We start from the raw sequence: 23,929 nt of genomic DNA, 5'->3' as shown, positions 1-23,929 counted from the left end.
AAAGGCTCCCCATTTCTGGTGAAGCCGTCCGGGCCGCTTGTCATACAGTCAATTAGATTATTCCGCTGCCATCCAGTTGTGGTGGAAGACGCCTTCTTTGTCCACACGTTTGAAGGTGTGAGCGCCAAAGTAATCACGTTGAGCCTGAAGCAAGTTAGCAGGCAAACGTTCTGTACGGTAGCTGTCATAGTAAGCCAATGCGCTGGAGAATCCAGGGACTGGAACACCCAAAGTTACCGCAGAAGCAATGACTTTACGCCATGCAGATTGGTAATTGTCCATAACATTCTTGAAGAAAGGATCAAGAAGCAGATTCTTAAGCTCTGCATTGTTCTCATAAGCATCTGTGATATTTTGTAGGAAACGGGAACGGATAATGCAGCCGCCGCGCCAGATTTTAGCCAGCTCGCCATATTTCAGATCCCAACCATATTCGTCGGAAGCTACGCGAAGTTGAGCGAAACCTTGCGCGTAGGATACGATTTTGCTCGCGAACAATGCTTTACGCACGTTCTCGATGAATTCGGCTTTGTCGCCTTCAAATGTTGTTGCTTCTGGTCCGTTAAGCACTTTGCTTGCTTCTACGCGCTCATCCTTCATAGCAGACAGGAAGCGGGAGAATACGGATTCAGTAATCATGGACAGAGGTACACCAAGATCTAGTGAGCTTTGGCTTGTCCATTTACCAGTACCCTTTTGGCCAGCAGAATCAAGGATAACGTCAACCATAGGTTTGCCGGTTTCTTCGTCATATTGAGCAAAGATATCAGTAGTGATCTCAATCAGGTAGCTGTCGAGCTCGCCGCTGTTCCACTCTTTGAAAATATTGTGAAGTTCTTTTGCATCCAGACCTAGAACATCTTTCAACAACTGATAAGCTTCACAGATCAATTGCATATCACCATATTCGATACCGTTGTGCACCATTTTAACATAGTGTCCTGCACCGTCAGGTCCGATATATGTACAGCAAGGCTCTCCGTCCACTTTGGCTGAGATTGCCGTTAGGATAGGCTCTACAAGTTTATACGCACTTTCTTGACCACCTGGCATAATCGAAGGACCTTTAAGAGCACCTTCTTCACCACCGGAAACTCCAGTACCGATAAAGCGGAAACCTTTTTCTTCCAGTTCTTTACTACGACGAACTGTATCAGGGAAGTAAGCATTCCCTCCATCGATAATGATGTCGCCTTGATCAAGATGCGGCAGCAGTTGCTCGATGGTAGCATCAGTAGCTTTACCAGCTTGAACCATGATCAGAATTTTGCGCGGTGTTTCCAGCGAAGCTACAAATTCCTCAACGGAAAATGTGCCTACGAGGTTTTTACCTTCCGCTTCAGCAAGAAGATCATGTGTCTTCTCCGGGGAGCGGTTGAATACGGATACGGAAAAACCTTTGCTTTCGATATTTAGAGCCAAATTCTTGCCCATTACCGCCAAGCCAATAACGCCGATTTGTTGTTTTGCCATCTGGTCCTCCACCCTTTGCACCCTATATTTTTGTGAAATCCATTTCTCGCAGTATAAGAATACCACCCTTTATCAGAGACAGCAAAGCCTGCCCTGCGAATAGAGATCAATTTCATTGACAAATTCAGTCTAAGAAATGATCACAATGACTATTTTAACGTTTTTAACGTCAGAAGTGAACCCCTGTCTGCAAGTTCCAATACAAATATAAGACACCCCGATGAACGGGGTGCCTTGAAAGAACATTTGCGGCACTTGCTTACCATTCTAACATAAACAATTCCTTGGTCAAAAAGGCAAGCTCAGCTCGACATTTGTCCGCGCGAACCGTATCTCCAGCCTTTAGGGCATCATTTAACCGATCCAACTGTTCATCCACTTCAATTCTCCGCTGGCGAACCCGTTCTTCCCCTTCAATAGAATAAAAGAGTCTTGTCAGCTCCTCATCTGTGAGCATAGGTCCCTTCTGATATAACACGCGCTGCTGATAACCAGAAATTTCAACTAGGCGAATCACTTCGCCAAACAAAATATTTTCAATAATAATCTGCCGATCCCGGAAACGTTTAACGATTGCATGCCCGCGCATATCCCCAATTAATTTCTCCATCCACTCTGACAAGCGAGCATCACGGATCATATAATCACCCACAAGCTTATAGCCGTCTTTAATCCTTTGAAACCGCAATTTCACTAACTTACGACCCGTACGGACCGAAATCACAAAGACCTGTTCATTCTCGCTCCAATATAGGGAATAACCTTCTTGAATCAAATCCTTGATCAGGTCCTGGATATGCTGTCTGTCGAACCGCAGTTCCAGGTTACAATACTCCACCTCGTCGTTTTTGTTCACGGCACTCCCCCCTAACAGCTTCACATCTGTAAAGCCAACCTTCATTAGTTCAATTCCAGAGTAATCATGGCTGCCGGACCTCTTCTTGAGTTAACTTCCTTTTTGCGTTCGTCTTAATCTTATTTTATACTTCAGTTTATGTAGCGGTAACTTGGTTTATTGACTATTTTTACCCGCAACAGCCTTTCTCCAAACGCTGATCGAGAATTTTAATGCCTTTTAGTCCTTTTGGAGCATAAACGTTCTAGTCCTTCAGCTGCACAGTGTCATACAGAAGACCTTCGAAACTTACTTCCGTTATATCGTATATCATTCTAATTTTCTAAAAAGCCGCTGATTTACCGGATCATTCTCCGGTTATCAGCGGCTTTTTTTCCTCAGCTAGTCTTAAATTTCTGTTTCGTTCTATGCACGATAAGCAGATGCAGCCCGAAGAGCAGCAACATTACAATAGCACTTGCCAGGAATGGGACACCATGTCCTACATGATCCCATAATCTACCTGACAATACTGGCCCCGCTACCATTCCTGAGCCTTGGAGTGTCAAGAACAGCCCCCAGACCGTCCCTCGTTCCCCCTTAGGAACTTGCTTAGCCAGAAAGGCATTCCATGCCGGGAGGATAAGCGCGTAGCTTATACCGACCAGCGCAACCGCGATAAAGGCAAGTGGCAGCCAGCGAACCTGAGAGAAAAAGGCCAGCGAAAAGGCAGCTAACAAAAAACCTATATTCAGAAACACCGTTGTCCCTATACGGTCCACCAGCTTACCTGCGGGAATAAGTGCAAGAACTGTAATCCCTCCCCCTGCAATGAGGAGCAAACTGAATTGATTGGGACTAACATGCAGCTCTGTACGTGCAAACAAGGTAACTACAGGTGTCATCAAGCCAATGGCGAAGGCCTGTAGGAACAACGCCGGGTACAGCCATCTGCTGACTTTCAGGGTAGTTCTCACCTGATGCAGCGTTCTTTTTATACTTTCTAACGGACTAAGCTTTTTACGCTCCATTGCTCCGCCAAGTCCATGCATGTCCCTCACGACAGCATGAGACCCGCTAGAAGAGATTCGTTTAGGTAAGAAAAGGGCTACTACAACTACAGCGGCAGCACAACCTAACAAGACTAGAAAAGCTACGTGATAGCTTTGTCCACCCTGATCCATTAAAAAATTCACAACAATTGGACCGATTCCTGTTCCTGCGAGAGAAGCCATCTCAACAGCGCCCATGGCCGCACCACTGCTGCCGCTTTTGGTTGATCCGGCCAGCTCGGTAATCCCGGTCATCACACATGGCCAAAGCGGTGAGGTCCCGATCCCAAGAATGAGACAGGCGATGGATAACGCAACGGCCGTTTTGGCATAGATGATCAAACCAATGGCTACTAGAATCAGCAGCAATGCACTTGTCATCGTCCAGCGGAACCCTATGCGCTCCATAACCCAGCCTGAAGGACTGCGGAAGACGTTGTCCCCCAAATACTGTAGGGCAAAAGCGAATCCCACTACTGTCACCGACAGCCCCAGTATATTCTCCATATACACTGGCAATAAGGCAACAAGCAGCGAACCTTTAACAAATTCAACTAAAAAAATAATTACCCACATCTCAACAATAAATGGTGATGCTAAACTAATATTCATCCGTTGTTCAGCTTTCGTGGACATTCTATCACATCCAAATCCTAGTATTCTGAAGATTGTTTTGTTATACTGATGCTTGCCTTAAAAATTAACTATTCGCGAAAGGTTGTGACAGCATTAAATGAATCAACACCGTACTCCCCTCTTCACAGCTCTAAAAAAGCATGCCGCCGGCAATCCAGTTCAATTTCATATTCCCGGGCATAAGAAGGGGCTAGGAACCGATGCCGAATTCCGTGAGTTTATCGGCGATAACGCTCTATCCATAGATCTAATCAACATCGCACCGCTTGATGATCTACATCAGCCAACTGGCGTAATCCAGGAGGCTCAAAAGCTGGCTGCGAAGGCTTTCGGCGCCGACTATACGTATTTTAGCGTACAGGGCACGAGCAATGCCATCATGACGATGATCCTCTCTGTCTGCTCACCGGGTGAAAAAATAATTGTGCCGCGTAACATTCATAAATCCGTAATGTCGGCCATTATCTTCTCCGGAGCCAAGCCTGTGTTCGTCTCGCCTGTACAGGATGAGAATCTCGGGATAGATCACGGCATAACCACCAGTGCGCTGGAACGAGCGTTAAAGCGTCATCCAGACGCTAAAGGAGTTCTAGTTATCAATCCAACGTACTTCGGCGTATGTGCCGACCTGCGTTCGATTGTCGACCTGGCTCACCGTTACGGGGTACCCGTTCTGGTGGACGAGGCACATGGAGTACTGATTCATTTTCATGAGGATCTGCCGGTATCGGCCATGCAGGCCGGTGCGGACATAGCTGCCACTAGTGTGCATAAGCTTGGTGGTTCCATGACGCAAAGCTCGGTACTGAATCTAAATGCGAAGACTGGGCTGATTAACCCACAACGGGTGCAGACCATTATGAGCATGCTGACTACAACATCAACCTCATATATTTTATTAGCGTCTCTCGATACATCTAGACGCAATCTCGCGCTGAACGGACATGAAATGGCGGAAAGAACCATCCAATTGTCCAACTACGCACGCGAGACCATTAACACTATCGAAGGCTTGTACAGCTTTGGTAAAGAAATACTTGGAACAGAAGCAACTTTCGATCTAGATCCAACCAAACTTAACATTCACGTTCGCCATTTAGGGATCACTGGTTACGAAACCGAAAACTGGCTGCGTGAGAAATACAACATCGAAGTTGAACTGAGTGACATGTATAATATTCTTTGCCTTATTACCCCAGGTGATACTCAAGAATCAGTAGATAAATTATTAGCTGCTTTACGGGTGCTATCCGCTATCCATTATAGCAAGGGTGAAATCTATGAACTGAAGGTTCAGGTTCCAGAAATCCCGCAGCTTGCTTTAATTCCAAGAGATGCTTTTTATGCTGACACTCAGTTAGTTCCGTTCCGCGAATCTGCTGGGTACATCATTGCAGAGTTTATCTATGTATATCCACCGGGGATACCGATTCTCCTCCCTGGCGAAGTCATTACTCAGGATAATATCGACTACATTATCGACCACGTCGAAATCGGCCTGCCGGTTAAAGGGCCTGAGGACCGCAGCATCACTAATGTTAAGGTGATTGTTGAAGCCGATCCTATATCCTAAGATCTATTTTTTTCCTTAAAAACTTAAATCATTTATACAAAAACCCGATACCATAATGAGTATCGGGTTTCTGTATATAAGCATCAACTGTTCCATTCACATAGAACAGCTTAAGTTTAGTCGCTAGAATCTATTCTTGCTGAGCAAGCAGATTGTTGTAAGCTTCTTCAACAGCTTTCCATTCTTCTTCATCTTCGATATTATACAATACCATTTCTTCGTCTTCTTCTTCCATACGCAGAATAATGCCGTCTGCTTCTGGATTCTCGCGCTCTAACAACAGAGCATATAATTTCTCGCCTATGTCGAACGTTTCTACAAGCACCATTTCCACATCTTCGCCCTGCTCGTTCGTCAAGGTCAGCACAAACTCCTCGTGCTCATGGTCGTGATCATGCCCGCAACCGCATGCTTCACCATGCTCATGTTTGTGATCGCTCATTGTAATACCTCACTTTGAATTGTATTATCCTACATCTGGTATCGTACCACGTTAGATTAGTTCAGGTCAATTTAGAACACCTAATTTAACGCTGTTATTACCTTCTCCGACACAAGTACGTAATCGGCATTTTTGGAGGGCTTAATATAGAAGCCTACCCGGTATTTGCCCGCTTCTTTAAAATCATAAGTAAACTCCGAGGTTGGAAACCAGAAATTATCCTTCTGCGAGCCTTCAAGCACCTGTGACTGAATATCCTTAACGTTTCCAGACGGATCTGTCATGGCCACTTTCACAGCTGAAATCTCTTCGGTCAGACTATCTACCTGAGTTAATATCTTTATTTTCAGCTTGCCTACATTGACATTGCCAAAAACCGTATCCCCTTTAAAAAGTACAATATGGACATTAGGTTTAAGGATCGTAACTTTCCCAGAACCGTCCCAAGTAACAACCCCGCCTGTTTCTCTAGCAGGAATGTACGTTTTTCCATCAATTAGATAACCGCCGTCTACAATTTCTTTTCCGTTGCTCCATACTCTAATTTTCTGATTAACGGAATCGGCGAATAATAATGAGCCACCCATTAAGGAAAAAGCAAACACGCAAAAAGTGATTTTTTTCCATCTATTCATTTGAGACCCTCCAGATAATTCATGCTGTTAATATATACTTACTTTGTTTCAGCAAGTTGCGCTGATTTCAGGTAAATATTTCATTGATCTTGCGAAAAATGATATTATGGTCTTATTCGAAGTAGAAACATTAGCTATAACCGATTTCAGGAGGGTTCTTTCTTATGAGTCTAAGCCTACAAATGCTAGGAACAGGCAATGCTTTTGCGAAAAAATATTTTAACAACAATGGCTTGCTGCTAGATGAAAATTACACCCTGCTGATTGATTGCGGGATAACAGCCCCGCTTGCCATGCATAGACTTGAAAAATCCTTCAGTGACGTAAATGCTACGCTCATTACACATATTCATGCAGATCATGTTGGAGGGCTGGAAGAGCTTGCACTAACCTTAAAGCATGTGCACGGTAAAAAAATGACCTTACTTCTTCCCGAGACACTTATAGAGCCCTTATGGAACAATACGTTAAAGGGAGGTCTATACCAAGAAGATGCTGTGTCTTCCTTATCTGATATCTTCGATGTTAAGCCCATGCAGCCTGAAAATACCTACAAGTTCTCTCCTACTCTTTCATTAGAGATCATACAAACACCGCATATTCCCGGGAAAAACAGTTATTCCCTTCTAATAAACAACGAGATTTTTTATAGTGCGGACATGACCTTTCAGCCGGATCTACTGATTAGCCTTGTGCGGGAGCGCGGGATCCGGATCATCCTGCATGACTGCCAACTAGGTGGAACAGGCGTTGTTCACACCACGCTGGAAGAGCTGATGTCTCTGCCTAAAGATGTTCGCGAGCGGATCAAGCTCATGCATTATAGCGATGAACAACCAGATTTCGTCGGACTTACAGGAGAGATGGAATTTTTAGAGCAGCATGTGAACTATAAACTCTGATCTTTACAAAAAAAAGCCGTACATAAACGTCTGTAGACGTATGTACGGCTTTTCGTGTTGAACTATGAAAATGTCGGCAAATTATCCAGATTGTTAGTTGGATCTCCATCCGCATCTCCGCGAATATAAGTTTCTCCATCCTTACCTTTAAAAGCGTTCACTCCGGCAATATTTCCGGCCTGTACTTCTTGCAGGGCTTGGTCATACGCCAGCACACGTCCTGTAGAGGTCTGGAAGCTTGTTAAATCGCCATCCCCATTTTTTTGAACAGCTACGAAAGATTCACGTTCGTTATTTGGCACTTTAGCTCGCCCCTTGCACTTGGATTTGCCATCATTCGGCACATCCTAGCTTGCGTAGAGCGTCCAATAATTATGTGCACCAATCTTTAAAGCATTTTTTGCATCCGTACATGTAATATACCTGCATCATAGAATGGCTCTGTAGAAATAACTTCATAGCCGAGTTTCTTATAGAAATTCTCTGCCTGACACTGAGCATCTAGAATTGAAGCTTCCAGTCCAAGCTCCCGAGCAAGCTCTTCCATCGCCAGTAACAAGACACGTCCGTATCCTTTGACCCGATATTCTTTCAATACGGCGATGCGCTGCATTTTAGCCGTACCTGCTTTGTAATAGATCAATCTACCCGTTGCTACAGGTATCCCTTCATCTATAATCAGAATATGGTGCGCATTCGGACTGATGGCATCATATTCGTCAATTTCTTCCTCGGCCGGTACCTTTTGTTCCTCAACAAATACTTTAGTGCGGATATCCAGCCCCATCTGAAGCTGTTCCTCTGTAGTTACCCGTAAGATTTCTGCCGCCATGTTAGTTGCAAACTCCTCTCTCTATATAGCCAACGATAGTTGTCTATTATATAAAATAATGACAAGAAAGAAAAGCCTACACATGGAATCCTTAACCTCTCAGTAGACTAATCCACAGAATATACTTCTTCAGGGATTGAACGGTTATATACGTCTTGCATCACAGGTGACAACGGAGGATACTGACTTTTAGATTTGCCATCCAGATTGGTCATCTCATTGATTTCGATAACTTTTGCGGGTTTCACCGTAGAGCACCCCACTACACCCAGCAGTAACACTAGGCAAACGCCGACTTCCCATTTCACAATTTTAGACATAAAAAAGCTCCTTTCATCGCAGCTGCAGTTATACTCACTACAGCTTTGACGATTCAGGAGCTTTATAAACAATAGGAGCTATTCATTCCAGTTGCCCTCTTAGAGATTGACGTTTCCAACCAAATGGACTAGATACATCATCCCAACCAAAAAGCCTGCTAAAACAAAATAAGCTGTTCCATATTTCCAGCGTGTACTGGCTGGCACATCGTAATACTTATCATTATCGTGCACGGTACAGCTGATGTCACATTGCATCTTTAAATGAAGACCATTCTCTAACGTTACTTGCTCCAGCTGCGAAATTCTTACCTTTTCAATAATACATTGCTGTGGCAGTGTAGCTTTGCCATAATAATTCAGCTGGTCCCATCTGACCACAACATACTGCTGTCTCTCTAGATCACTGTAGGTAGTAAAAGGTAAATCCCGGCGATGCTCAGCTCCTGGAATCATGTAACCCGCCTCTCGCAAGGGCTCCACGGGAATTAAGAACCCCTTAGTCACAGACTGCGGGCGGTTGTTGTTACGTCTTTTCACATATTTATTATACAGATCGTAAGCAAACATTGCCCAGATGATAAAGAACAAAATCGAACGCAAGTAAACGATTATAGCTAAGCCACCCACCAGACCCACAAGCCACAGCCAGCGCGTAACTGCGGTAGCAATACGTCCACCGTCTAGCGGATGGATTGGCAGCAGATTAATCAAATTAAGTAATAAGCCTATATAAGCCAGGGAATAAAGAAGCGGACTATCCATATAGTATCCCGCTCCAAAAACAGCAGTAGCCCCAATAGTACCCAGAATCGGTCCGCCAAAAGCAACATACGCTTCTGTCTTCGCATCCAGCGGATGTTTTTTCATAGTAATTAACGCGCCTAAAAAAGGAATAAATAACGGAGCGCTGACGGGTAACCCGATCCGCTTAGCGGCTATGACATGTCCCAATTCATGAACAAGCAAAAGCAGGACGATACCTATAGCAAACCCCCACGGATAAATCAAAGCATATGCCCCTATCGAAACCATCATGGAAATTAACGGCCCGGCAATTTTACCTATTTTCAGCAGAGACAAAATCGCCTTTCCTTTTAACAGGAGCATGGCGGCTCCGCCCCCCAACCATTTCAGCGGAGTAGAAGTATTCTTTTTCTGCTCATTTTGCATTTGCGGCAAGATCACAAGCTCCTTTATCTTTCAATTTTAAGAAACTACTGTACAGTTCCATCTATCTTATCATAGAAGCATTAAGGATATTTCTACAGTGAGCCCTTTGGAAAGTATACGACGCAACTTTTAGAAACGTTTCAGCGTCAAACCAACTATCTTGGATAAATTTTACTGCCAGATAAAGAAAGGGTTGGTTCATATGCTCTCTTTTCACTCCAAAGCTTGGTTATCCGTCTTAATGCTCTCAACACTTTTACTCCCTGCCACCATGTCAGCAAGCTCTTCATTAACTGTATCGGAGTCCTCTGCGCTCGCCCAAGCTTCCTCTGCTAATACTTCGCAAGTATACTACCAATTTGGCGTTCCTGGTGGAAACATAGGCGGACCTGCGCTGCTCAAAAATGGTGTAATCTACGTAGATGTTCGGGGGATCGCTGGGCAAGCTGGCTTAAAAATGGAATGGGATAAATCCGGCAAACGTGCTCTATTCAAAGGCTGGACTAAAAATTTTGCTGTTCGAATCGGGAGTCAAACAGGCGTGCTTGACGGGAAAGCGGTAGATCTAGGAGGAATACCTTTTAAATCCAAAGAAGATGGGATATATGTGCCGGCCCGTTTTATCGTTAAGGCTTTCGAAGGCAGCCATCTCCGTCTGGACTCCACAACGAACACACTTTTAGCAGATGATCTGAAGACCTACAATGTTTTCACAGAATCCTTTGGAGGGCGTACCTATACGCTGGTCAAAGCTAATGGTGATTTATATGTCTCACAAGGCAAGGATACGGTGATAAAACTCACTTCACTCCAAACAAACTTTGACTGGGCAGGAATGAAGATCGAGAAAACGGCGGGGGGTCTGCTAGTCATTAAGATTATTGATTCCTATGGAGAGCCTCATATTAATACACGCGAAATCACACTCATATTCAAAAATGGTGCATTACTACGCAAGGCCACATTCGCTTACCAGTTCAGAGGAGATGCGGATTTCAAACCTTATGATGGCAACCTCATCTTGCATGATGGTAATACCTTACGTTTCATCCAAGACGGCACAGGCAATGTAATAGATACTCTTGATCTTGTAAAGCTGGGTGGCGAGGAAGATGCTTACTATGTAGAAAGCATTGATAAAGAAATCATACTGCTTCGTGGAAATCAGAATGGATTGCTAACCTTAATCGACCGCCAAACAGGCGAGCGAACCCTTTTGTATAAGGAGCTACTCACAGCAAAGGATCAGGAATATGCGGAAAATAACGATGTTCCTTTTAAAGGAGATACTTTGAAATTCGTAAAACGGAGCGGTGACAAATTGTATTTTATAAATGACTCCCCGCTTACTGGCAAAAAAGAAGTTATCTACTCCATTGAAGCTCATTCCAATAACTCCAAGAATAATACTGATTAGAAAGTACAGCACAAGCATGTGTATAGATTAAAGAACTAATCGAATCCTCCTCAGTGATTATCCCTGAAAATTAACCTTCCTACATATAGGCAAACGCCGTGAACGTTGTAGGCAAAGGACCATAGACTGTTATCAGGATTGAAACATTCGAGGAGGATATCCATGGAATCAAATACAAATTTTCATCAACAGGTCGCTTGGAATTGCATGAATAAATATGTAGGTATAGTAACGACTGATGGTCAATCCTTTGACGGCTTCATCGCTCACGTGGATCAGAACTATATCACCCTAGCGGTTCCCAGCAATGAAATGGTCGATCGTATGAACGGAATGCCTGCCGAGCAGTCGAACTATAGACAATTCGGGTTCCAGCCCGGCTTTTACCCAAGACGCCGCTTCTATCCACGCCGTATCCCTTTTTTCGGAATAAGCAGTCTATTTCTACTCCCGTTTTTTATCTGACTCGGTGCAGGGGGATGAAGGGTCATCCCCTTTCTAGCTATTTAACTACTTAATCGGAGAAAATTAAGATATAATACCACTCTACATCTATATTGATTATAAAAAAGAATTGCCATCCTACTCTATCGTATGGTATTATAAATTTCGTCGCAGGACGGTAGCTCAGCGGGAGAGCACTATCTTGACAGGGTAGGGGTCATGGGTTCGAACCCCATCCGTCCTATACTGAAAAAGCCTTATATAATAAGGCTTTTTCTTTTGTTTAGGGATGTTTATGTTTTGAGTGAATTACGAATTGGTGCCATTATGGTGCCCTGTAGTAGACTAAAGCAAAAGTGGTGCCATAATCGGCACCACTTTTTTTTATCCCTGTAACCATTTAAGAAATACATCTTTTGAGACTTTTATCATCTTTCCGACCCTCACGATATGAAATTGACCCGAGTTTAATAGTTCATATGTTTGACGCTCACCTATACCAAGTATTTGTTGTATTTCCTTCGCTGTAAGTACAGAGGGATAATCAGAAGTAGTCTTATACATTTGTTCAATCACCCTTCTCTTCCTCCTTCTCGAAAGACAAAAACTCAAATATCCTATATTTTTCAAGAGCCGCTTCAACGGCAGCTTGCGTCCGTTCTCTATCTATCTCAGGCAATAAAATCTGTTGCACTGGGCAATCCCCCTTTGTTAAGAATCCCCCGACCGAAGTCGGGGAGTATACCATCTTAGAACGGCAGATCGTCTTTATTCACAGGAATTATTTGACCATCTGTATCTTTTAGTTCCTGTTGTTCTTCCTGTTCTTCCTGATCGTCTTCTCTTTCTTCGTTCTCGTCTTCCTCTTCAGTCACCTCTTCTATCGTCATCTGACCGGAGTCAACATTAACCGATCCATCATTATCAATCGTTCCGCGAATACCTTGATGCGTATGTGTTGGAGTATAATCATCCAGATCAGCTTGCGAGCTGCTGAAGCTTACGAATGCTAGCCAGTATTTTTAATGTTTCGCAGGATGGATACCTGCTGGTCTGTGATATTGCCCTCGATCGTTAACGTGATTACGTCCTCTTTATTACCAAATTTGATATCCTTGATCTTTGTAGTTACGTTGGCTTTCATTTATAATTGCTCCTCTCAAATTTGGGTTTTATGAAAAAATAACCACCGCAGCTAATGCGATTATTGAAGCAACACATATTGCTGCCATGTCATGCTACCGAATTTATTTCTGTCCATTTCGGCGATTTACCCTATGAATGAAACTAAGAGAATAAAAGCAAAGATGATCTTAACCATATTGACGTCAGTTCCTCCCTAAATCCGTGCTATATTAATTAAGAGGTGAATTTTATGAACGGCAAGAAAGTTATCACTATTCTTTTATCCATCTCTTTACTAGGTGTGATTGCTTACTTCGGAATAGCTTATGGATTACTATGGTATATCTTTAATGGGTAAGAAATGAAGATTATCCAACCCCTTTATAAGTTCAGTACAGCCAAACTATCTCTTATATCCTCCTTGTGGGAGAGAGTCTTTTTTTTGAAATTTGTTATACTTAAATAAAAACTTTTAATGAGGTGCTATCTTGCAATATTTTTTTTTAATACCGTTGGTATTTGTTTTGGCGATTCCCTTGGTTTTACTGTTAAAAGGTGATTATGGAACCAAAAACAAGGTTTCAGATAAAACTACTAGCATAGAGAAAAAAAATTAGACAGAATAATAGAATTACTTGAAAAGGATAAGGATGCATAAGCATTTTTATCTTTTTTTCATGTCGCAATATGTATCTACTACGTTATAACCTTTGTGAGAGGAGGGCTATTAACCCTCTCTGTCCCTGTATCTTCGTACTGAGAGTATCCGATTTTGAATCTGTTATGAGCCGATTTCAAGCGAGAGGAACTGATAAAATAACTCAACTCACTGGGACACTCCCAGCGTATTACGCCATCTTTGATATCTTGATATACAAAGGTAAGGATACGGAGTTTGTACATCTGGAGTCCCGGACCAAATCTGGCATGCTTCGAAGCCCAGTATTTACAGAGTTTATCGTATAAGCACCTAATAGACTCTTCAGGCATTAGCTTGACAGGTTATTTTATGTTTGTTCTGAATCTAAATCGCTACGGGACAAACGTGGCAACTCATAATTTCTAACAACACCTAGCCTCTAAAATTGGTCCCTTTTTTTATTAAAGAATTGGTAAAGGCGGGAGTAGACTCAATTGGTGTACTGGGATCAACTGGAAACTATGCGTATCTTAGTAGAGGGGAGCGTTTGCGTGTCCTTGAGCTTGCTGTTAGTTCTGCTGAAGGGATTCCCGTGATGACAAGCATAAGTGCGATTCGAACTTTAGAAGGACTTCAATTAGCGGAAGATGCACAACAAGCTGGGGCAAGTGCAGTACTCTTGGCTCCTATCTCCTATCAGGCACTAACAGATGAAGAGGTGTTTTTTCTATACGAACAGGTGACAAGTTCACTCTCCATTCCACTTTGTGTTTATGATAATCCCGGCACTTCACATTTCCATTTCAGTGATGAGCTGCACAGCAGAATTGCTGTAGAAAAACTCAGAGCTGTTATTCCACTCCATGTTACGTTTGGAATAAGCGGGAATCCATCCGCATATCCAGGCTTGAGTGCAGGTTGTGACTTATGGTACTCAGTGCTAGGTGGTTTATTTCCGAGGTTATGTCTAGATATCACAAGAATGACTCAAAGTGGCCATTTAGAAGAAGCACAACACCTTTCAACATTACTAGAACCGATCTGGAAGTTATTCAATAGCTACGGTAGCCTTCGAGTGAGTTCAGCAGCTGCTGAAATAATCGGCTTAATTAAAAGTCCTAGTCTTCCTTGCCTTTACAACCATTAAACAAATCCGTTAGGAATCACCTGAATATCATTCTAAAGGAATTAAAGTTTACTGTATAACCTTAATATAATTCATTTGGAAGTATATATGCTGCTCTATAACACTGGTAAGGATCGTTAGTTTTCATCAATACAACAAATCCCCCTCCTACCACTTAAGGTTGTTGGGGGATTTGTTATAGACATGCTTATGCCAAAATCACGCTTAAAATATTACAACATTGTCAATTGTCAACTATTTTGCGTTCATTAACAATGAAGTGGGTATTTTATGAATATAATCATCTTATGCAAGGGGGCTATAATATGAATCTCACACTGATTTTTCACGCAATTGAAACAGAATTACAACTACAAATACATTTAGTCAGTGGAGAGACATATGTTGGTTTTTGTCAGGAGAGCGACTCTTCAGGTTACTTCACAATAAGAACTAAGAGTGGTTTATTTTCTTTTCCTTCTTGGGCGATCAAACGGATTAAAGAAGTGTGATATCGTAGGTTATTGAATGCATGCTCTAAATTCAAATCACTTCCAAACAAAATGAGATCCAGCAAGTTTAATAGATCCGGTGCATCCCCTCTACAATCCCACCATAATCTATAAGATGGCCTATTGGATCTGGTTCCAAACGAAACCAATCCAAGTATGAGTATCCATAGAGTTGCTGGATTCCCCACAATAAAGTATGTCTCTCTGTATTGAAAATCTTTATTGTTCATCAGTACAAAAACTCCTTGTTCTCCGAACTATCTATTTCTTCGCAACCAATCGTTTTTCTGCTTTAAAGTCCATCTTAATAACTTTATTGTTGTTCATGTAATTATCCCACGAATCATACTTCCAATTAGGTGAAAAGTTATGACTAATCACATCGATGTAAATACGACACTAAGTAAACACTTCCCGCTTCTGGCACATCTTTATTGTAAAGACACTTCTTGCATTGTAGCTGTGGCTCTTGAAGAAAAACGTGGACAAAATTGAGATTAACTCCTGACTGTCCTTGGTGAAGGGGAAGTATCCGATCTTTTTACAACTCCATAACAACTATCCTCCTAATTCTATAATAACTTGGTGTTAAGATGTATAAAGATTCATCATCTTAGATCCCAATGGAGGTAATCCGATTGAACAAGAAAAAGCGGTCCGCTACATTAGTTGTTATCCTGTTTTCAGCTGGTGTGCTTGCAGCCAGTGCGCTGCTCGTCCCCAGCCTGATGAATTCCGTAGTTTTCGCCAAGAACAGTTCGTCAATTCAGGGCAGTAACCGGCTGGCTTTGAGTGAAAGCACGATACCCGTGCTGAAGGTGGAGGCGCCGGCGCCAGTATCCACCATACAACAAGACCTGTATCAACAGATGACAGCAGCGCAAATCCAGCAAATCTATGACTTTATAGACAAGGCAGAAGATCCCCATACTTCAGGTCGGGAAGAAACCGAATCCGAAATCAACCGCAGACAAGTGTTGGACGATAAGTATGTGTATGACGGCCTCCGCCCCAAGCAGCAGCTGCCGTTAAAGGCTGGACAAGCAGATTTGTATCTAGATTTAGAAACCAATACGTACACCTACCCGGAGAGGAGTATGAGTGATGAGGAACTGTTACAGCTGATTGACTGGTACTACCGGCTGAATTACTTCGTGTCCAAACGAAATCCGACTGTGCCTCAGCTTCAGTCTCAAAAAATCAGCCAGGTTGAAGCTGAGGCACTGGCCTCTGACAGTGTGCGCAAGCTGTTCGATGCCGACGTATCCAAGCTAAAAACATCGGGAATGCTGATTGAGCTGGGACTAACCAAACGTCCAACCTGGACAGTTCATTTTGCTCCTTACAAGAATCTTACCCTGCTCGGATCAGGCGAGGTATTCTGGGAATATGATGTGTTGATTAATGCAACAACCGGTGCCGTAGAGGATACGACAGCCATTAATTTGGCACTGAAGAGAACTCCCATCGACGACGACGCAGCCGGCACCATCCAGAAGGATGCCAGTTGGATTCATAAAGCCGTGCAGGTCATCACGGACAAGCAGGGAGAAACAAGAACCATTATCAAAGCTTATCTAACCGATACCGAATTTAACAACAAACGCGGGATGGTGGATGTTAAACTGTTGCTGGAAGATGGAAGTAGCTATACCGCGGAGTTCCGCTATCCTGATCAGACCCTTCGCTGCCTAATCTATGAAGCATCTGACAAATCCAATTAAGCGGAAACGTTACAGAAATACAGCAGTTCGGGGCACCACCGCCACACTGACTTTTTCAAGACCAGTTATTAATGTAATTGTGAGTATTGCGCGATCACCAGATGGTTCTGGTTCAGGTTGATCTGCCTTCTGAGGGGTAGCTGATGCTTCTTTTGAAACTTAACTTTCCATTATTATTCAATGTAGTAACTACATAAAAATTGGTCTTACCGTTAGAAACAGATATATCTAAAAACCTATCTTATTCCCAAGAAGCACAGTAGATGAAATATACAACATTAAAGGTTCTGTCTCTAAGAGCAGTATCTGTCGACATGGTGCAGAGGTTACAATTATAGATGAGATCGGATATCCATATGAGTATGGTGTCTGTAAAACAACCTTTCTGTGATGCTTTAAAGTAATTAATATTTATAACTGTCAAACCATTTCATGTGTAGGTATGACCATGTTCGAAGGTTCCACCATTTGTAAAATCTAGTGGCCCAAGCATTTCCTACTGTGCATCAAATCTCAGTCGAATGAATAGTACTCAGCAGCCTGAATCTTGTAAATATTAACATTTGATTATAAAATCAAACAAAGGCGGTGTTAACAATGAGATTAGTACTGTTCATGTTGGCTGGAGTAGGCGCGATTTTCTATCTCTCATTAGGAATCATCATTGTAAAGGTAATCCTTACAAGAAAATTACCAAATAATAATTACACTCCATTTGACTACATCACGGCCCAATCTCCTGTTGAGTTTCACGATGAGAAAAAAGAGATAGAAGAAAATGCAGACCATGGTGATGATAAGGACAAAAACATCATTTCATTATCAAAACGACGACCTTCTCTTCCCTGATGCGCAATAGGCTGCTACTTCTTCATAGCCTTTGGGAGAGGATTGCTGTAACCTCCTCTATCCCTTAATGTCATGTATCTTCGTACTACGTTTCACTCAATCATTTTTTGTTAAACTAAATTTAGATTTTGTTAATTTGTTTAGAGAGGAATTAATGATTTGAAAATATCTATCCAAACATTCTTAATCACCATGTCTTTGGTATTTGGAATTATCATCGTACAAAAAAGCCTTCAATTAATTTTTTCATCTTCGGTACTTATTAGATCACTAAATGTTGTAATGATTATTATTCTTTCTGGCTGTATTGGCGCTTTTATAAGAACATTACTTCTGCCAAAAGAGAAATAGGCTGCATTACCGCTAGATAGCCTCTATACTTCGCAATATGCGTCTACTTCGTCATGACCTTTGGAGGGACACTCCTACTCCTTTAATGTTCTGTATCATCGTACTGTGACATAAAAAAACTCTTACGTTATAATAATGTTGAATTAAATATTGAAGGGACTGAACTATGCGCAGATATCGATATCTTAACCCCAAAACAAATAGATAATGGAGGTAATATATTGATTACAGAAATACAAACCAAAAGACTAATATTAAGAAAAATGAAATTATCTGACTCTGCTAGTTTGTTTAACGTTTGGTCTGATCCTGAGGTTACAAAGTTTATGAATATCAATAGTTTCACTGAGGAAAGCCAAGCAGTAGAAATGATTAAAATTCTTAATAACCTGTCTTTGGAAAGCAAAGCTATTCGTTATTCCATAATTGAGTTAGAATCAAATCGCATAATTGGTTCCTGCGGTTATAATTCTATAGATTCTTCAAACGCTAAAGCAGAGATCGGATACGATATTAGTAAAGATTATTGGGGCAAGGGATATGCTCCTGAGGCCATTCAATCTCTGATGGATTATGCGTTCAACACTTTAAATTTCAACAGGATAGAAGCAAAAGTCGAACCCGAAAACAATAATTCCATCAGAGTTTTGCAAAAGTTAAACTATACATTCGAAGGAACAATGAGAAAGTGCGAAAAGTCCAAAGGAAAGTTTATTGATTTAAGCATTTTCTCAAAATTAGTAACAGAGTAACTTTTAATGGGTGGGCCTACATTTTTATGGTGTAGGCTTTTTATTTACTTCACGTTGCTCAACTCAACTAAATGAATAGTTTGCGGCTACTTCGTCATAGCCTTTGGGAGAAGAGGGATACTCCTACTCGTCTAATGAACTGTATCTTCGTACTGTGTATTAAGTAGAGCAACTGTTGTCACATCCTCCAAACGATGTACACATTCTTCCAGTTTGTACTCACAAAACATAATACGGTAAATGATTTAATCAATAGCAACCTTTTAGTTTATGTCGTAGCTGCTGCTATTCTTGAGGCATTACATAATCTATATGACTTTTTATGTGGCCATCTAGAGCGGTAATCTACTACTACCAAAGCTTTCCCAGGCACACATCATGGCGCAATAATGGATAGATTTACTCTATTGGTCCCTATTAATCATCTATTTTTTATATGGAGCACTTAATTGACCATCTATTGATTACATTGTATAATACAGGTATATTATGTAAAATAAAGGCAGGTGAGGCCGTTGGATGGAAATATCGATTTAGATTTAGATATAAATCTTCTAGATCTTGATCCAGCCGTAAAAGTTCTTAAAATGATATATTCTTTTGAAAGCTGGCCCAATCTTCTAAAACTAGCAGATACCTTTTTCAACCGAATAACTCAAATTTATAATAATTACACACACAATAATGAACTGGAACTAAAACACCAACGACCTTTAATTTATTATTATGGATACAGCTTGCTTATGTTGGGACTAGCCCACAAAGAAATCGAAAATTATGATAAAGCTCGAACTTACATTAAAGCTTACAGTGATTTGAGTTGGTTCAAGGGATTAGATGCTGAAGGATTAAATGAGGTAGCCTATTATAAGTACATATCAGAGCCAAATCTCTTAGAAGTAGAAGTGCTTTCCGGAAATATTCAATTCATAGATCGTTATGTTTCTTTCCTTTTATCCAACACTAAAGAAGTTCTACCGGGACTGATAACTTTGTTAAAGACAGCTACTAATTTCAATTTAAACATTGAATCTCATTTAGAACTTTTCTCTAATAGTATTTCAAAATTTGAGGATACCGCTGCTGATGAAATTATAATAAATTCCTACCAAGAAACTTTTTTTATTAATATGATCAGATATAAAACAAAAATTCAAGATTATAATTCAGCTATCAAATATAGCATGAAATTATTAGATTCTGCTGAGGTCACAAACTCTGATAAAATCTTTAAACAAGCAGTAGTATACTTCGAATCATTACGTTCATATGCTGATGCTACTCAGATTAAAGATTTTGAAGAGAAAATAATAAATTTCAAAGAAAGGGTTGAGTCTCTATGAAAAAATTTGCCGTCTCTTTATTGTTGGTCCTCACCATCGTCAGCATTGCGCCAGCACTGCCAAGTACCTCACCAGTGGTCTTATTCCACGGAGCAGAACATTAATATCAGAAGTACAGCGCGGGTTAGGAGATTGCTCCTAACCTGTTTTTTATGAAGTGAATTATGTAGTTATTGCAATAACATCCTCCATCTTGAACCAATCCCACTCCTCCTCCGACCAGCGGAGTTTAATTCCCTGTTGTTTATCCAGTTTCATCACGATACCTCGTTTTAATTTATTCTCCATGGGATCAAACAGAGTGAGTGTAATCGGGCTGTGCTCTTCCATCGAACGATATAACAATATTTCAAAGCGCTCTATCTCCTGTAGATCTAGAGTGGGTTTTTCACGACGTTCCTGCTCATTATTGTCATCTATAATCCGGTTTTTATGTTCGGGCAATATCATTCTGCTACACTCCCATACGTTCTCTAATTTTTTCATCATGAAGCTGCCCTCCTAATAATCCGTCCAGTAGTTCGTTTTACTACCATCTATCCCCCATTGGAGTTCTTGTGGCTCTGACTTTCTCTTTTTAAACCTAGGGTCAATCCTTTCCCAGCCTTCAATAATTCGGGCGCTCTCGGGTGGAGTGTGTGGGGTCCATTCTATATATTTTTCGTTAACTAATTCCCTAAGCCCACTAATGATCTTATCTGGTGTCCGTCCACTCTTGATCTCTAACTCCTGTAGAGTTGGCATATGAGCATGATGCACGGCAGAGTGGCGCATGATCATTAGTAGCTTTCGGGCGGTGTCACTAAGCATAGCGCTTTTTTTGCACAGGCTGCCAAGCAAGAATATTAGCCTCCAGAAATACGCGCGGTGCTCCGGTTGATAAGCAAGTTGCGCGAATATATCCCCCACGAATCCCTTTCACATCAATTTTCCGTTGAGATATCTTACCTGATTTATCTTGATACACTATTTCAATGGTTTGACCGATGCTTATTTGCATAATTACTCACCTTCCAAGGATAAGAACATTTGTTTGTATTATAACCAAACGTACGTTCGTTAATCAATGTAAAAATATCCCGTCAGGCATGAATTATTACATACAAAGTCATCGCTCAGGTTTATAATTTGTTCTATAAGCATTTATTGCATTTCCGCAAACAAACTAAGGAGTATGAGTGTTTTTTATATGTTATAGGGGGAAACGAATATTAGGACCGATGACTGAGGCTGAAGCTATGCGTGAATGGTTTACTCTCTCCGGTACAGTGAAGGAGATTTATATCATTGAGGTAGATGAGAACGATAAGGTAAGACGTCAGATCGGACCCACTAAGAAAAAAAAGAAATAAATATAAAGGGAAAAAACGTAAAAACACCCCGCCGACCCATTAAGGTTGACGAGGCTGTTTTTAATTTTTAAAAAGGAAACTGAGTAAGCGAGACTATTAACAATACAATCCCAACAATCGAGGATAGCACAGCCATTTTATCTTTCGTTTTCAAATACAATGCCGCTCCATTAAATATTAAAGCTCCGCACATCCCCAGCATAGTCCAAGACACTATCACTTGATCCTGGCCGCGGAAAAATGTGATTCCCAGAATGATTGTTGCTGCACTGAATAAAATACCGCACACTCTTAGTACTTTCAGCAAAATGCTCACCTCCGACAAATAAAACACGCTAATCTAATATATTGGTTCCGCCATAAATTATAATTCATAGATTACTATTCCTATATCTGGTAGAATTAATTAGCAATTATTAGCAGATTTAGGGGGATATAAAATTGAACAAAAAAGCTTTTTTATGTATCGTGGCAACTATTGTAATCCTTTCAGGATGTGGTAGTTCCACAACAAATTCAGAGAAAAAAAATACAACGTCTACAGGAGTTATACCGTCCGAAGCAACAGCCAGCCCTTCAGAGCCCACTCCTGAGCCAAAAAAGAAACTTACAGCTTCCGAGAAACTGGCTCTCAACTATGTGGAGATTTTCCTCAATGGTTCAGATATCGAAGCGAAAAAGAAATTCGTATCCGAAAATATACTTCCAGATGTACAACCCATTTTCCAAATGGCTGAATCTACTGAGACACCCGAGAATAATAAACTTAAGAATCCTACAGTAATTGAAACAGCTGATTATAAGGACAAAGATGGCGGAAAAGATAAACTCGTGCTTATCCAAGGTGAGAAGTCTTCCTCCAATAGCGAACTTATCATTTTTATTAAAGATGACAAAGTTGGTTGGGGGTATTCGTCTAATGACAAAGATAAGGATGCATTTAACGAAGTGAGGAAACTTTTCAAGGAACCTGTAATTAATACTTCAGATTCAGGTAATGCAGGTACAACTGAACAGTCTCCTGAAGCGATGCTTAAAGAAATCAGTAATTTTGTCGTTTCAGATATTTGGAATGATGGATTTGTTGATATCAGCTGGTATGCAGGTTCAGGAACTGGCTCTACGGGTGAAACAATAGATATAGATTTTACAATCGAGCAATTAGGAAAAGCTATGATTCAAAAAATGGAATACGATAGTTATATCAGCAACCTTGATGCAAAATATGATTCAATTAAAAGCATCTGGGCTAAGCTCACGGGTGAGATGGATCGTATGTACAAACAAATCCAAGATACGCCTCCTATTGCAAATGATGCAACCACCAAAATAGATACAGGATTATTCACCCAGTACTTGGAAGCCTTTACTGACGAGGTTAACAAATTACCTAATACTTAGATTAAAAAATAACGTCCCTGCCGGCCGCCACGGTTAGCAGGGATTTTGTTCGCCTTTAATGGCTTGCCGCTCAAAATAGTAATCCACCAGAGCATAGATGAAACCAGCAATACCGAAAAAAATAATAGCTGTACTACTATTCAAATGGTATTCCCGTATAAAGCGTTCATCGTACACCTCGTAAAAGAAACCATATCCCGCAATACCACTCAATAAGAATATCATTATGCGGTTTACTAAAGGATTAACTATCTTTCGAATAACCCATGATAAAGGAAGCAGTATAACCGGGTAAAGAAGAACTGAAAAGAGGAACACCAGAAAAATAAAAGCAAACCCAATGTTTTGAAAACCGTAATATTCTGTTGTACTTATTTTAGTTCCTTCCCAAAGCTCCAATCCAAAGGCTGCCAGGGTGAATAAAATCGTCGAAATAAACCATAACATTATAGGCTTAACTGCACGCAAAACAATCCCACCATCTTTATGCTTTTTATACTTACAGCCGATTTTTCAAATCATCATTTCGCACTTGGTTTAGATGGATTACCTTTTTACCTTGCTGAATAATTCTTGCATGTAATCTTCCGTCATGTATTCTCTAAACTCTTTGTCTAATAAGTATATTTCATCTTGATTTATCCATTGGTAGTTAAAAATAGTCCCACAGTCTTCACCTTCTCCTTCTCCAGTGAAGCTCCACTTTTCAGGTAATCTCGTTTCTGGAATTAGAAGGTAGTCATGTCTTTCGACATTCGCATCTATAAAATCCTTATAATAATATTGTGTGCCTATTTTCTTTACTAATTTAAATTGTTTAAGTCCACTTTCTTCTTGAATTTCCCTGAATAGCGCTTCTTCTTCTGTTTCCCCGGCATCGATATTTCCACCTACTAATCTAAAGGGTACTTCTGGTTCATTAAGATAGACTAATAAAGTCTTTTCTCCAACTTCATTGTCTTGCAAAATAAATCCGTATACCTTCTTTCTAATCGGTTTTCCTATCTTCATCGTGACACC

The 23,929-nt window shown here is 41.1% G+C and carries 30 protein-coding genes, 1 tRNA gene and 1 pseudogene; 13 read left to right on the top strand and 19 right to left on the bottom strand.

Annotation, left to right across the window (positions count from 1 at the left end):
- Positions 1 to 57: 57 nt before the first annotated feature.
- From gndA to MKY54_RS12610, 3 genes are all read right to left on the bottom strand, one after another.
- Positions 58 to 1,473 (bottom strand): NADP-dependent phosphogluconate dehydrogenase, encoded by a 1,416-nt coding sequence (gndA, locus tag MKY54_RS12620; protein ID WP_038570246.1) that lies wholly within the window; start codon positions 1,471 to 1,473, stop codon positions 58 to 60.
- Positions 1,474 to 1,732: 259 nt separating this feature from the next.
- Entirely contained in the window at positions 1,733 to 2,329 is a 597-nt protein-coding gene (locus MKY54_RS12615; RefSeq protein ID WP_036686566.1) for a hypothetical protein, read from the bottom strand.
- Between the two features lie 377 nt (positions 2,330 to 2,706).
- Entirely contained in the window at positions 2,707 to 3,996 is a 1,290-nt protein-coding gene (locus tag MKY54_RS12610; RefSeq protein ID WP_076183344.1) for an MFS transporter, read from the bottom strand.
- 97 nt (positions 3,997 to 4,093) lie between these two features.
- On the opposite strand from MKY54_RS12610, the gene MKY54_RS12605 reads away from it, so the two are divergent.
- Positions 4,094 to 5,569, top strand: a complete 1,476-nt coding sequence (locus tag MKY54_RS12605) for an aminotransferase class I/II-fold pyridoxal phosphate-dependent enzyme (RefSeq protein WP_036686120.1) — start codon at positions 4,094 to 4,096, stop codon at positions 5,567 to 5,569.
- Positions 5,570 to 5,699: 130 nt separating this feature from the next.
- On the opposite strand, the gene MKY54_RS12600 is transcribed toward MKY54_RS12605, so the two are convergent.
- Positions 5,700 to 6,011, bottom strand: a complete 312-nt coding sequence (locus tag MKY54_RS12600; RefSeq protein ID WP_036686118.1) for a DUF1292 domain-containing protein — start codon at positions 6,009 to 6,011, stop codon at positions 5,700 to 5,702.
- Positions 6,012 to 6,091: 80 nt separating this feature from the next.
- Positions 6,092 to 6,646: a copper amine oxidase gene (locus MKY54_RS12595; RefSeq protein ID WP_339190646.1), complete on the bottom strand. Its 555-nt coding sequence runs from the start codon at positions 6,644 to 6,646 to the stop codon at positions 6,092 to 6,094.
- 164 nt (positions 6,647 to 6,810) lie between these two features.
- Here MKY54_RS12595 and MKY54_RS12590 point away from each other — a divergent pair, with 164 nt between their 5' ends.
- Positions 6,811 to 7,548 (top strand): MBL fold metallo-hydrolase, encoded by a 738-nt coding sequence (locus tag MKY54_RS12590; RefSeq protein ID WP_339190644.1) that lies wholly within the window; start codon positions 6,811 to 6,813, stop codon positions 7,546 to 7,548.
- 62 nt (positions 7,549 to 7,610) lie between these two features.
- Here the strand turns inward: MKY54_RS12590 and MKY54_RS12585 are convergent, their stop codons facing one another.
- From MKY54_RS12585 to MKY54_RS12570, 4 genes are all read right to left on the bottom strand, one after another.
- Complete coding sequence (locus MKY54_RS12585; RefSeq protein ID WP_036686113.1) at positions 7,611 to 7,850, bottom strand: DUF3892 domain-containing protein; 240 nt, start codon at positions 7,848 to 7,850, stop codon at positions 7,611 to 7,613.
- Between the two features lie 86 nt (positions 7,851 to 7,936).
- Positions 7,937 to 8,380 carry a GNAT family N-acetyltransferase gene (locus MKY54_RS12580; protein ID WP_076129114.1) on the bottom strand — a complete coding sequence of 148 codons (444 nt, stop codon included), beginning with the start codon at positions 8,378 to 8,380 and terminating at the stop codon, positions 7,937 to 7,939.
- A gap of 107 nt (positions 8,381 to 8,487) precedes the next feature.
- Positions 8,488 to 8,700 carry a hypothetical protein gene (locus MKY54_RS12575; protein WP_076219148.1) on the bottom strand — a complete coding sequence of 71 codons (213 nt, stop codon included), beginning with the start codon at positions 8,698 to 8,700 and terminating at the stop codon, positions 8,488 to 8,490.
- Positions 8,701 to 8,799: 99 nt separating this feature from the next.
- Entirely contained in the window at positions 8,800 to 9,873 is a 1,074-nt protein-coding gene (locus MKY54_RS12570; RefSeq protein ID WP_339191180.1) for a site-2 protease family protein, read from the bottom strand.
- Positions 9,874 to 10,144: 271 nt separating this feature from the next.
- Between MKY54_RS12570 and MKY54_RS12565 the strand changes: the two genes are divergently transcribed.
- The 3 genes from MKY54_RS12565 to MKY54_RS12555 all read left to right on the top strand — a co-directional run bounded on the left by MKY54_RS12565 (position 10,145) and on the right by MKY54_RS12555 (position 11,978).
- Positions 10,145 to 11,290, top strand: a complete 1,146-nt coding sequence (locus tag MKY54_RS12565; RefSeq protein ID WP_339190642.1) for a copper amine oxidase N-terminal domain-containing protein — start codon at positions 10,145 to 10,147, stop codon at positions 11,288 to 11,290.
- A 162-nt stretch (positions 11,291 to 11,452) separates the two neighbouring features.
- Positions 11,453 to 11,755, top strand: coding sequence for a hypothetical protein (locus tag MKY54_RS12560; protein WP_036686108.1), 303 nt, complete (start codon positions 11,453 to 11,455; stop codon positions 11,753 to 11,755).
- A 151-nt stretch (positions 11,756 to 11,906) separates the two neighbouring features.
- Positions 11,907 to 11,978: transfer RNA gene (locus tag MKY54_RS12555), tRNA-Val, on the top strand.
- A 140-nt stretch (positions 11,979 to 12,118) separates the two neighbouring features.
- Here the strand turns inward: MKY54_RS12555 and MKY54_RS12550 are convergent.
- The 4 genes from MKY54_RS12550 to MKY54_RS12535 form a co-directional block, all read right to left on the bottom strand.
- Positions 12,119 to 12,298: a helix-turn-helix domain-containing protein gene (locus MKY54_RS12550; protein WP_076100890.1), complete on the bottom strand. Its 180-nt coding sequence runs from the start codon at positions 12,296 to 12,298 to the stop codon at positions 12,119 to 12,121.
- A gap of 4 nt (positions 12,299 to 12,302) precedes the next feature.
- On the bottom strand, positions 12,303 to 12,428 hold the full coding sequence (locus tag MKY54_RS12545; protein WP_256716059.1) for a hypothetical protein: 126 nt from the start codon (positions 12,426 to 12,428) through the stop codon (positions 12,303 to 12,305).
- A gap of 55 nt (positions 12,429 to 12,483) precedes the next feature.
- Positions 12,484 to 12,624: a hypothetical protein gene (locus tag MKY54_RS12540; RefSeq protein WP_175618939.1), complete on the bottom strand. Its 141-nt coding sequence runs from the start codon at positions 12,622 to 12,624 to the stop codon at positions 12,484 to 12,486.
- A gap of 119 nt (positions 12,625 to 12,743) precedes the next feature.
- Positions 12,744 to 12,878 carry a hypothetical protein gene (locus tag MKY54_RS12535; protein ID WP_256716060.1) on the bottom strand — a complete coding sequence of 45 codons (135 nt, stop codon included), beginning with the start codon at positions 12,876 to 12,878 and terminating at the stop codon, positions 12,744 to 12,746.
- 1,081 nt (positions 12,879 to 13,959) lie between these two features.
- Here MKY54_RS12535 and MKY54_RS12530 point away from each other — a divergent pair.
- From MKY54_RS12530 to MKY54_RS12505, 6 genes and pseudogenes are all read left to right on the top strand, one after another.
- Positions 13,960 to 14,705: pseudogene (locus tag MKY54_RS12530) on the top strand (dihydrodipicolinate synthase family protein); the annotation flags it as partial.
- Positions 14,706 to 14,951: 246 nt separating this feature from the next.
- Entirely contained in the window at positions 14,952 to 15,137 is a 186-nt protein-coding gene (locus tag MKY54_RS12525; RefSeq protein ID WP_038570197.1) for a hypothetical protein, read from the top strand.
- 638 nt (positions 15,138 to 15,775) lie between these two features.
- Positions 15,776 to 16,861, top strand: a complete 1,086-nt coding sequence (locus MKY54_RS12520) for a hypothetical protein (RefSeq protein ID WP_081387258.1) — start codon at positions 15,776 to 15,778, stop codon at positions 16,859 to 16,861.
- A 597-nt stretch (positions 16,862 to 17,458) separates the two neighbouring features.
- Positions 17,459 to 17,710, top strand: a complete 252-nt coding sequence (locus MKY54_RS12515) for a DUF3951 domain-containing protein (RefSeq protein WP_036686019.1) — start codon at positions 17,459 to 17,461, stop codon at positions 17,708 to 17,710.
- Between the two features lie 572 nt (positions 17,711 to 18,282).
- Entirely contained in the window at positions 18,283 to 18,813 is a 531-nt protein-coding gene (locus tag MKY54_RS12510) for a GNAT family protein (RefSeq protein WP_339190640.1), read from the top strand.
- A gap of 515 nt (positions 18,814 to 19,328) precedes the next feature.
- Positions 19,329 to 20,156, top strand: a complete 828-nt coding sequence (locus MKY54_RS12505) for a hypothetical protein (protein ID WP_076130554.1) — start codon at positions 19,329 to 19,331, stop codon at positions 20,154 to 20,156.
- A gap of 162 nt (positions 20,157 to 20,318) precedes the next feature.
- Here MKY54_RS12505 and MKY54_RS12500 read toward each other — a convergent pair whose 3' ends face one another.
- From MKY54_RS12500 to MKY54_RS12490, 3 genes are read right to left on the bottom strand one after another with little or no spacing between them, the layout of a single operon-like run.
- Positions 20,319 to 20,645, bottom strand: coding sequence for a YolD-like family protein (locus MKY54_RS12500; RefSeq protein WP_339190638.1), 327 nt, complete (start codon positions 20,643 to 20,645; stop codon positions 20,319 to 20,321).
- Between the two features lie 12 nt (positions 20,646 to 20,657).
- A complete protein-coding gene (locus tag MKY54_RS12495; RefSeq protein ID WP_076130556.1) occupies positions 20,658 to 20,996 on the bottom strand; it encodes a hypothetical protein in 339 nt (112 codons plus the stop codon).
- The gene (locus MKY54_RS12490) at positions 20,959 to 21,156 is read right to left on the bottom strand and encodes a hypothetical protein (protein WP_282579736.1); all 198 of its coding nucleotides are present in this window, start codon (positions 21,154 to 21,156) and stop codon (positions 20,959 to 20,961) included. The genes MKY54_RS12495 and MKY54_RS12490 overlap by 38 nt, the downstream gene beginning before the upstream one ends.
- A 178-nt stretch (positions 21,157 to 21,334) precedes the next feature.
- On the opposite strand from MKY54_RS12490, the gene MKY54_RS12485 reads away from it, so the two are divergent.
- Positions 21,335 to 21,508 carry a hypothetical protein gene (locus MKY54_RS12485; protein ID WP_162636725.1) on the top strand — a complete coding sequence of 58 codons (174 nt, stop codon included), beginning with the start codon at positions 21,335 to 21,337 and terminating at the stop codon, positions 21,506 to 21,508.
- A 67-nt stretch (positions 21,509 to 21,575) separates the two neighbouring features.
- Here the strand turns inward: MKY54_RS12485 and MKY54_RS12480 are convergent, their stop codons facing one another.
- Positions 21,576 to 21,815: a hypothetical protein gene (locus MKY54_RS12480; RefSeq protein WP_076189823.1), complete on the bottom strand. Its 240-nt coding sequence runs from the start codon at positions 21,813 to 21,815 to the stop codon at positions 21,576 to 21,578.
- A 134-nt stretch (positions 21,816 to 21,949) separates the two neighbouring features.
- On the opposite strand from MKY54_RS12480, the gene MKY54_RS12475 reads away from it, so the two are divergent.
- Positions 21,950 to 22,909, top strand: a complete 960-nt coding sequence (locus MKY54_RS12475; protein WP_081383512.1) for a hypothetical protein — start codon at positions 21,950 to 21,952, stop codon at positions 22,907 to 22,909.
- A gap of 33 nt (positions 22,910 to 22,942) precedes the next feature.
- Here the strand turns inward: MKY54_RS12475 and MKY54_RS12470 are convergent, their stop codons facing one another.
- Positions 22,943 to 23,377 carry a hypothetical protein gene (locus tag MKY54_RS12470; RefSeq protein WP_339190636.1) on the bottom strand — a complete coding sequence of 145 codons (435 nt, stop codon included), beginning with the start codon at positions 23,375 to 23,377 and terminating at the stop codon, positions 22,943 to 22,945.
- A gap of 78 nt (positions 23,378 to 23,455) precedes the next feature.
- Positions 23,456 to 23,920, bottom strand: a complete 465-nt coding sequence (locus tag MKY54_RS12465; RefSeq protein WP_076224008.1) for an NUDIX domain-containing protein — start codon at positions 23,918 to 23,920, stop codon at positions 23,456 to 23,458.
- Between the last annotated feature and the right edge of the window lie 9 nt (positions 23,921 to 23,929).

The organism is Paenibacillus sp. FSL P2-0121 (assembly GCF_037975345.1).
In the GTDB taxonomy this organism is placed as follows: domain Bacteria; phylum Bacillota; class Bacilli; order Paenibacillales; family Paenibacillaceae; genus Paenibacillus_AQ; species Paenibacillus_AQ odorifer.
The sequence above is the reverse complement of the archived record's forward strand: the minus strand, read 5'-3'. Positions and strand labels throughout refer to the sequence as shown.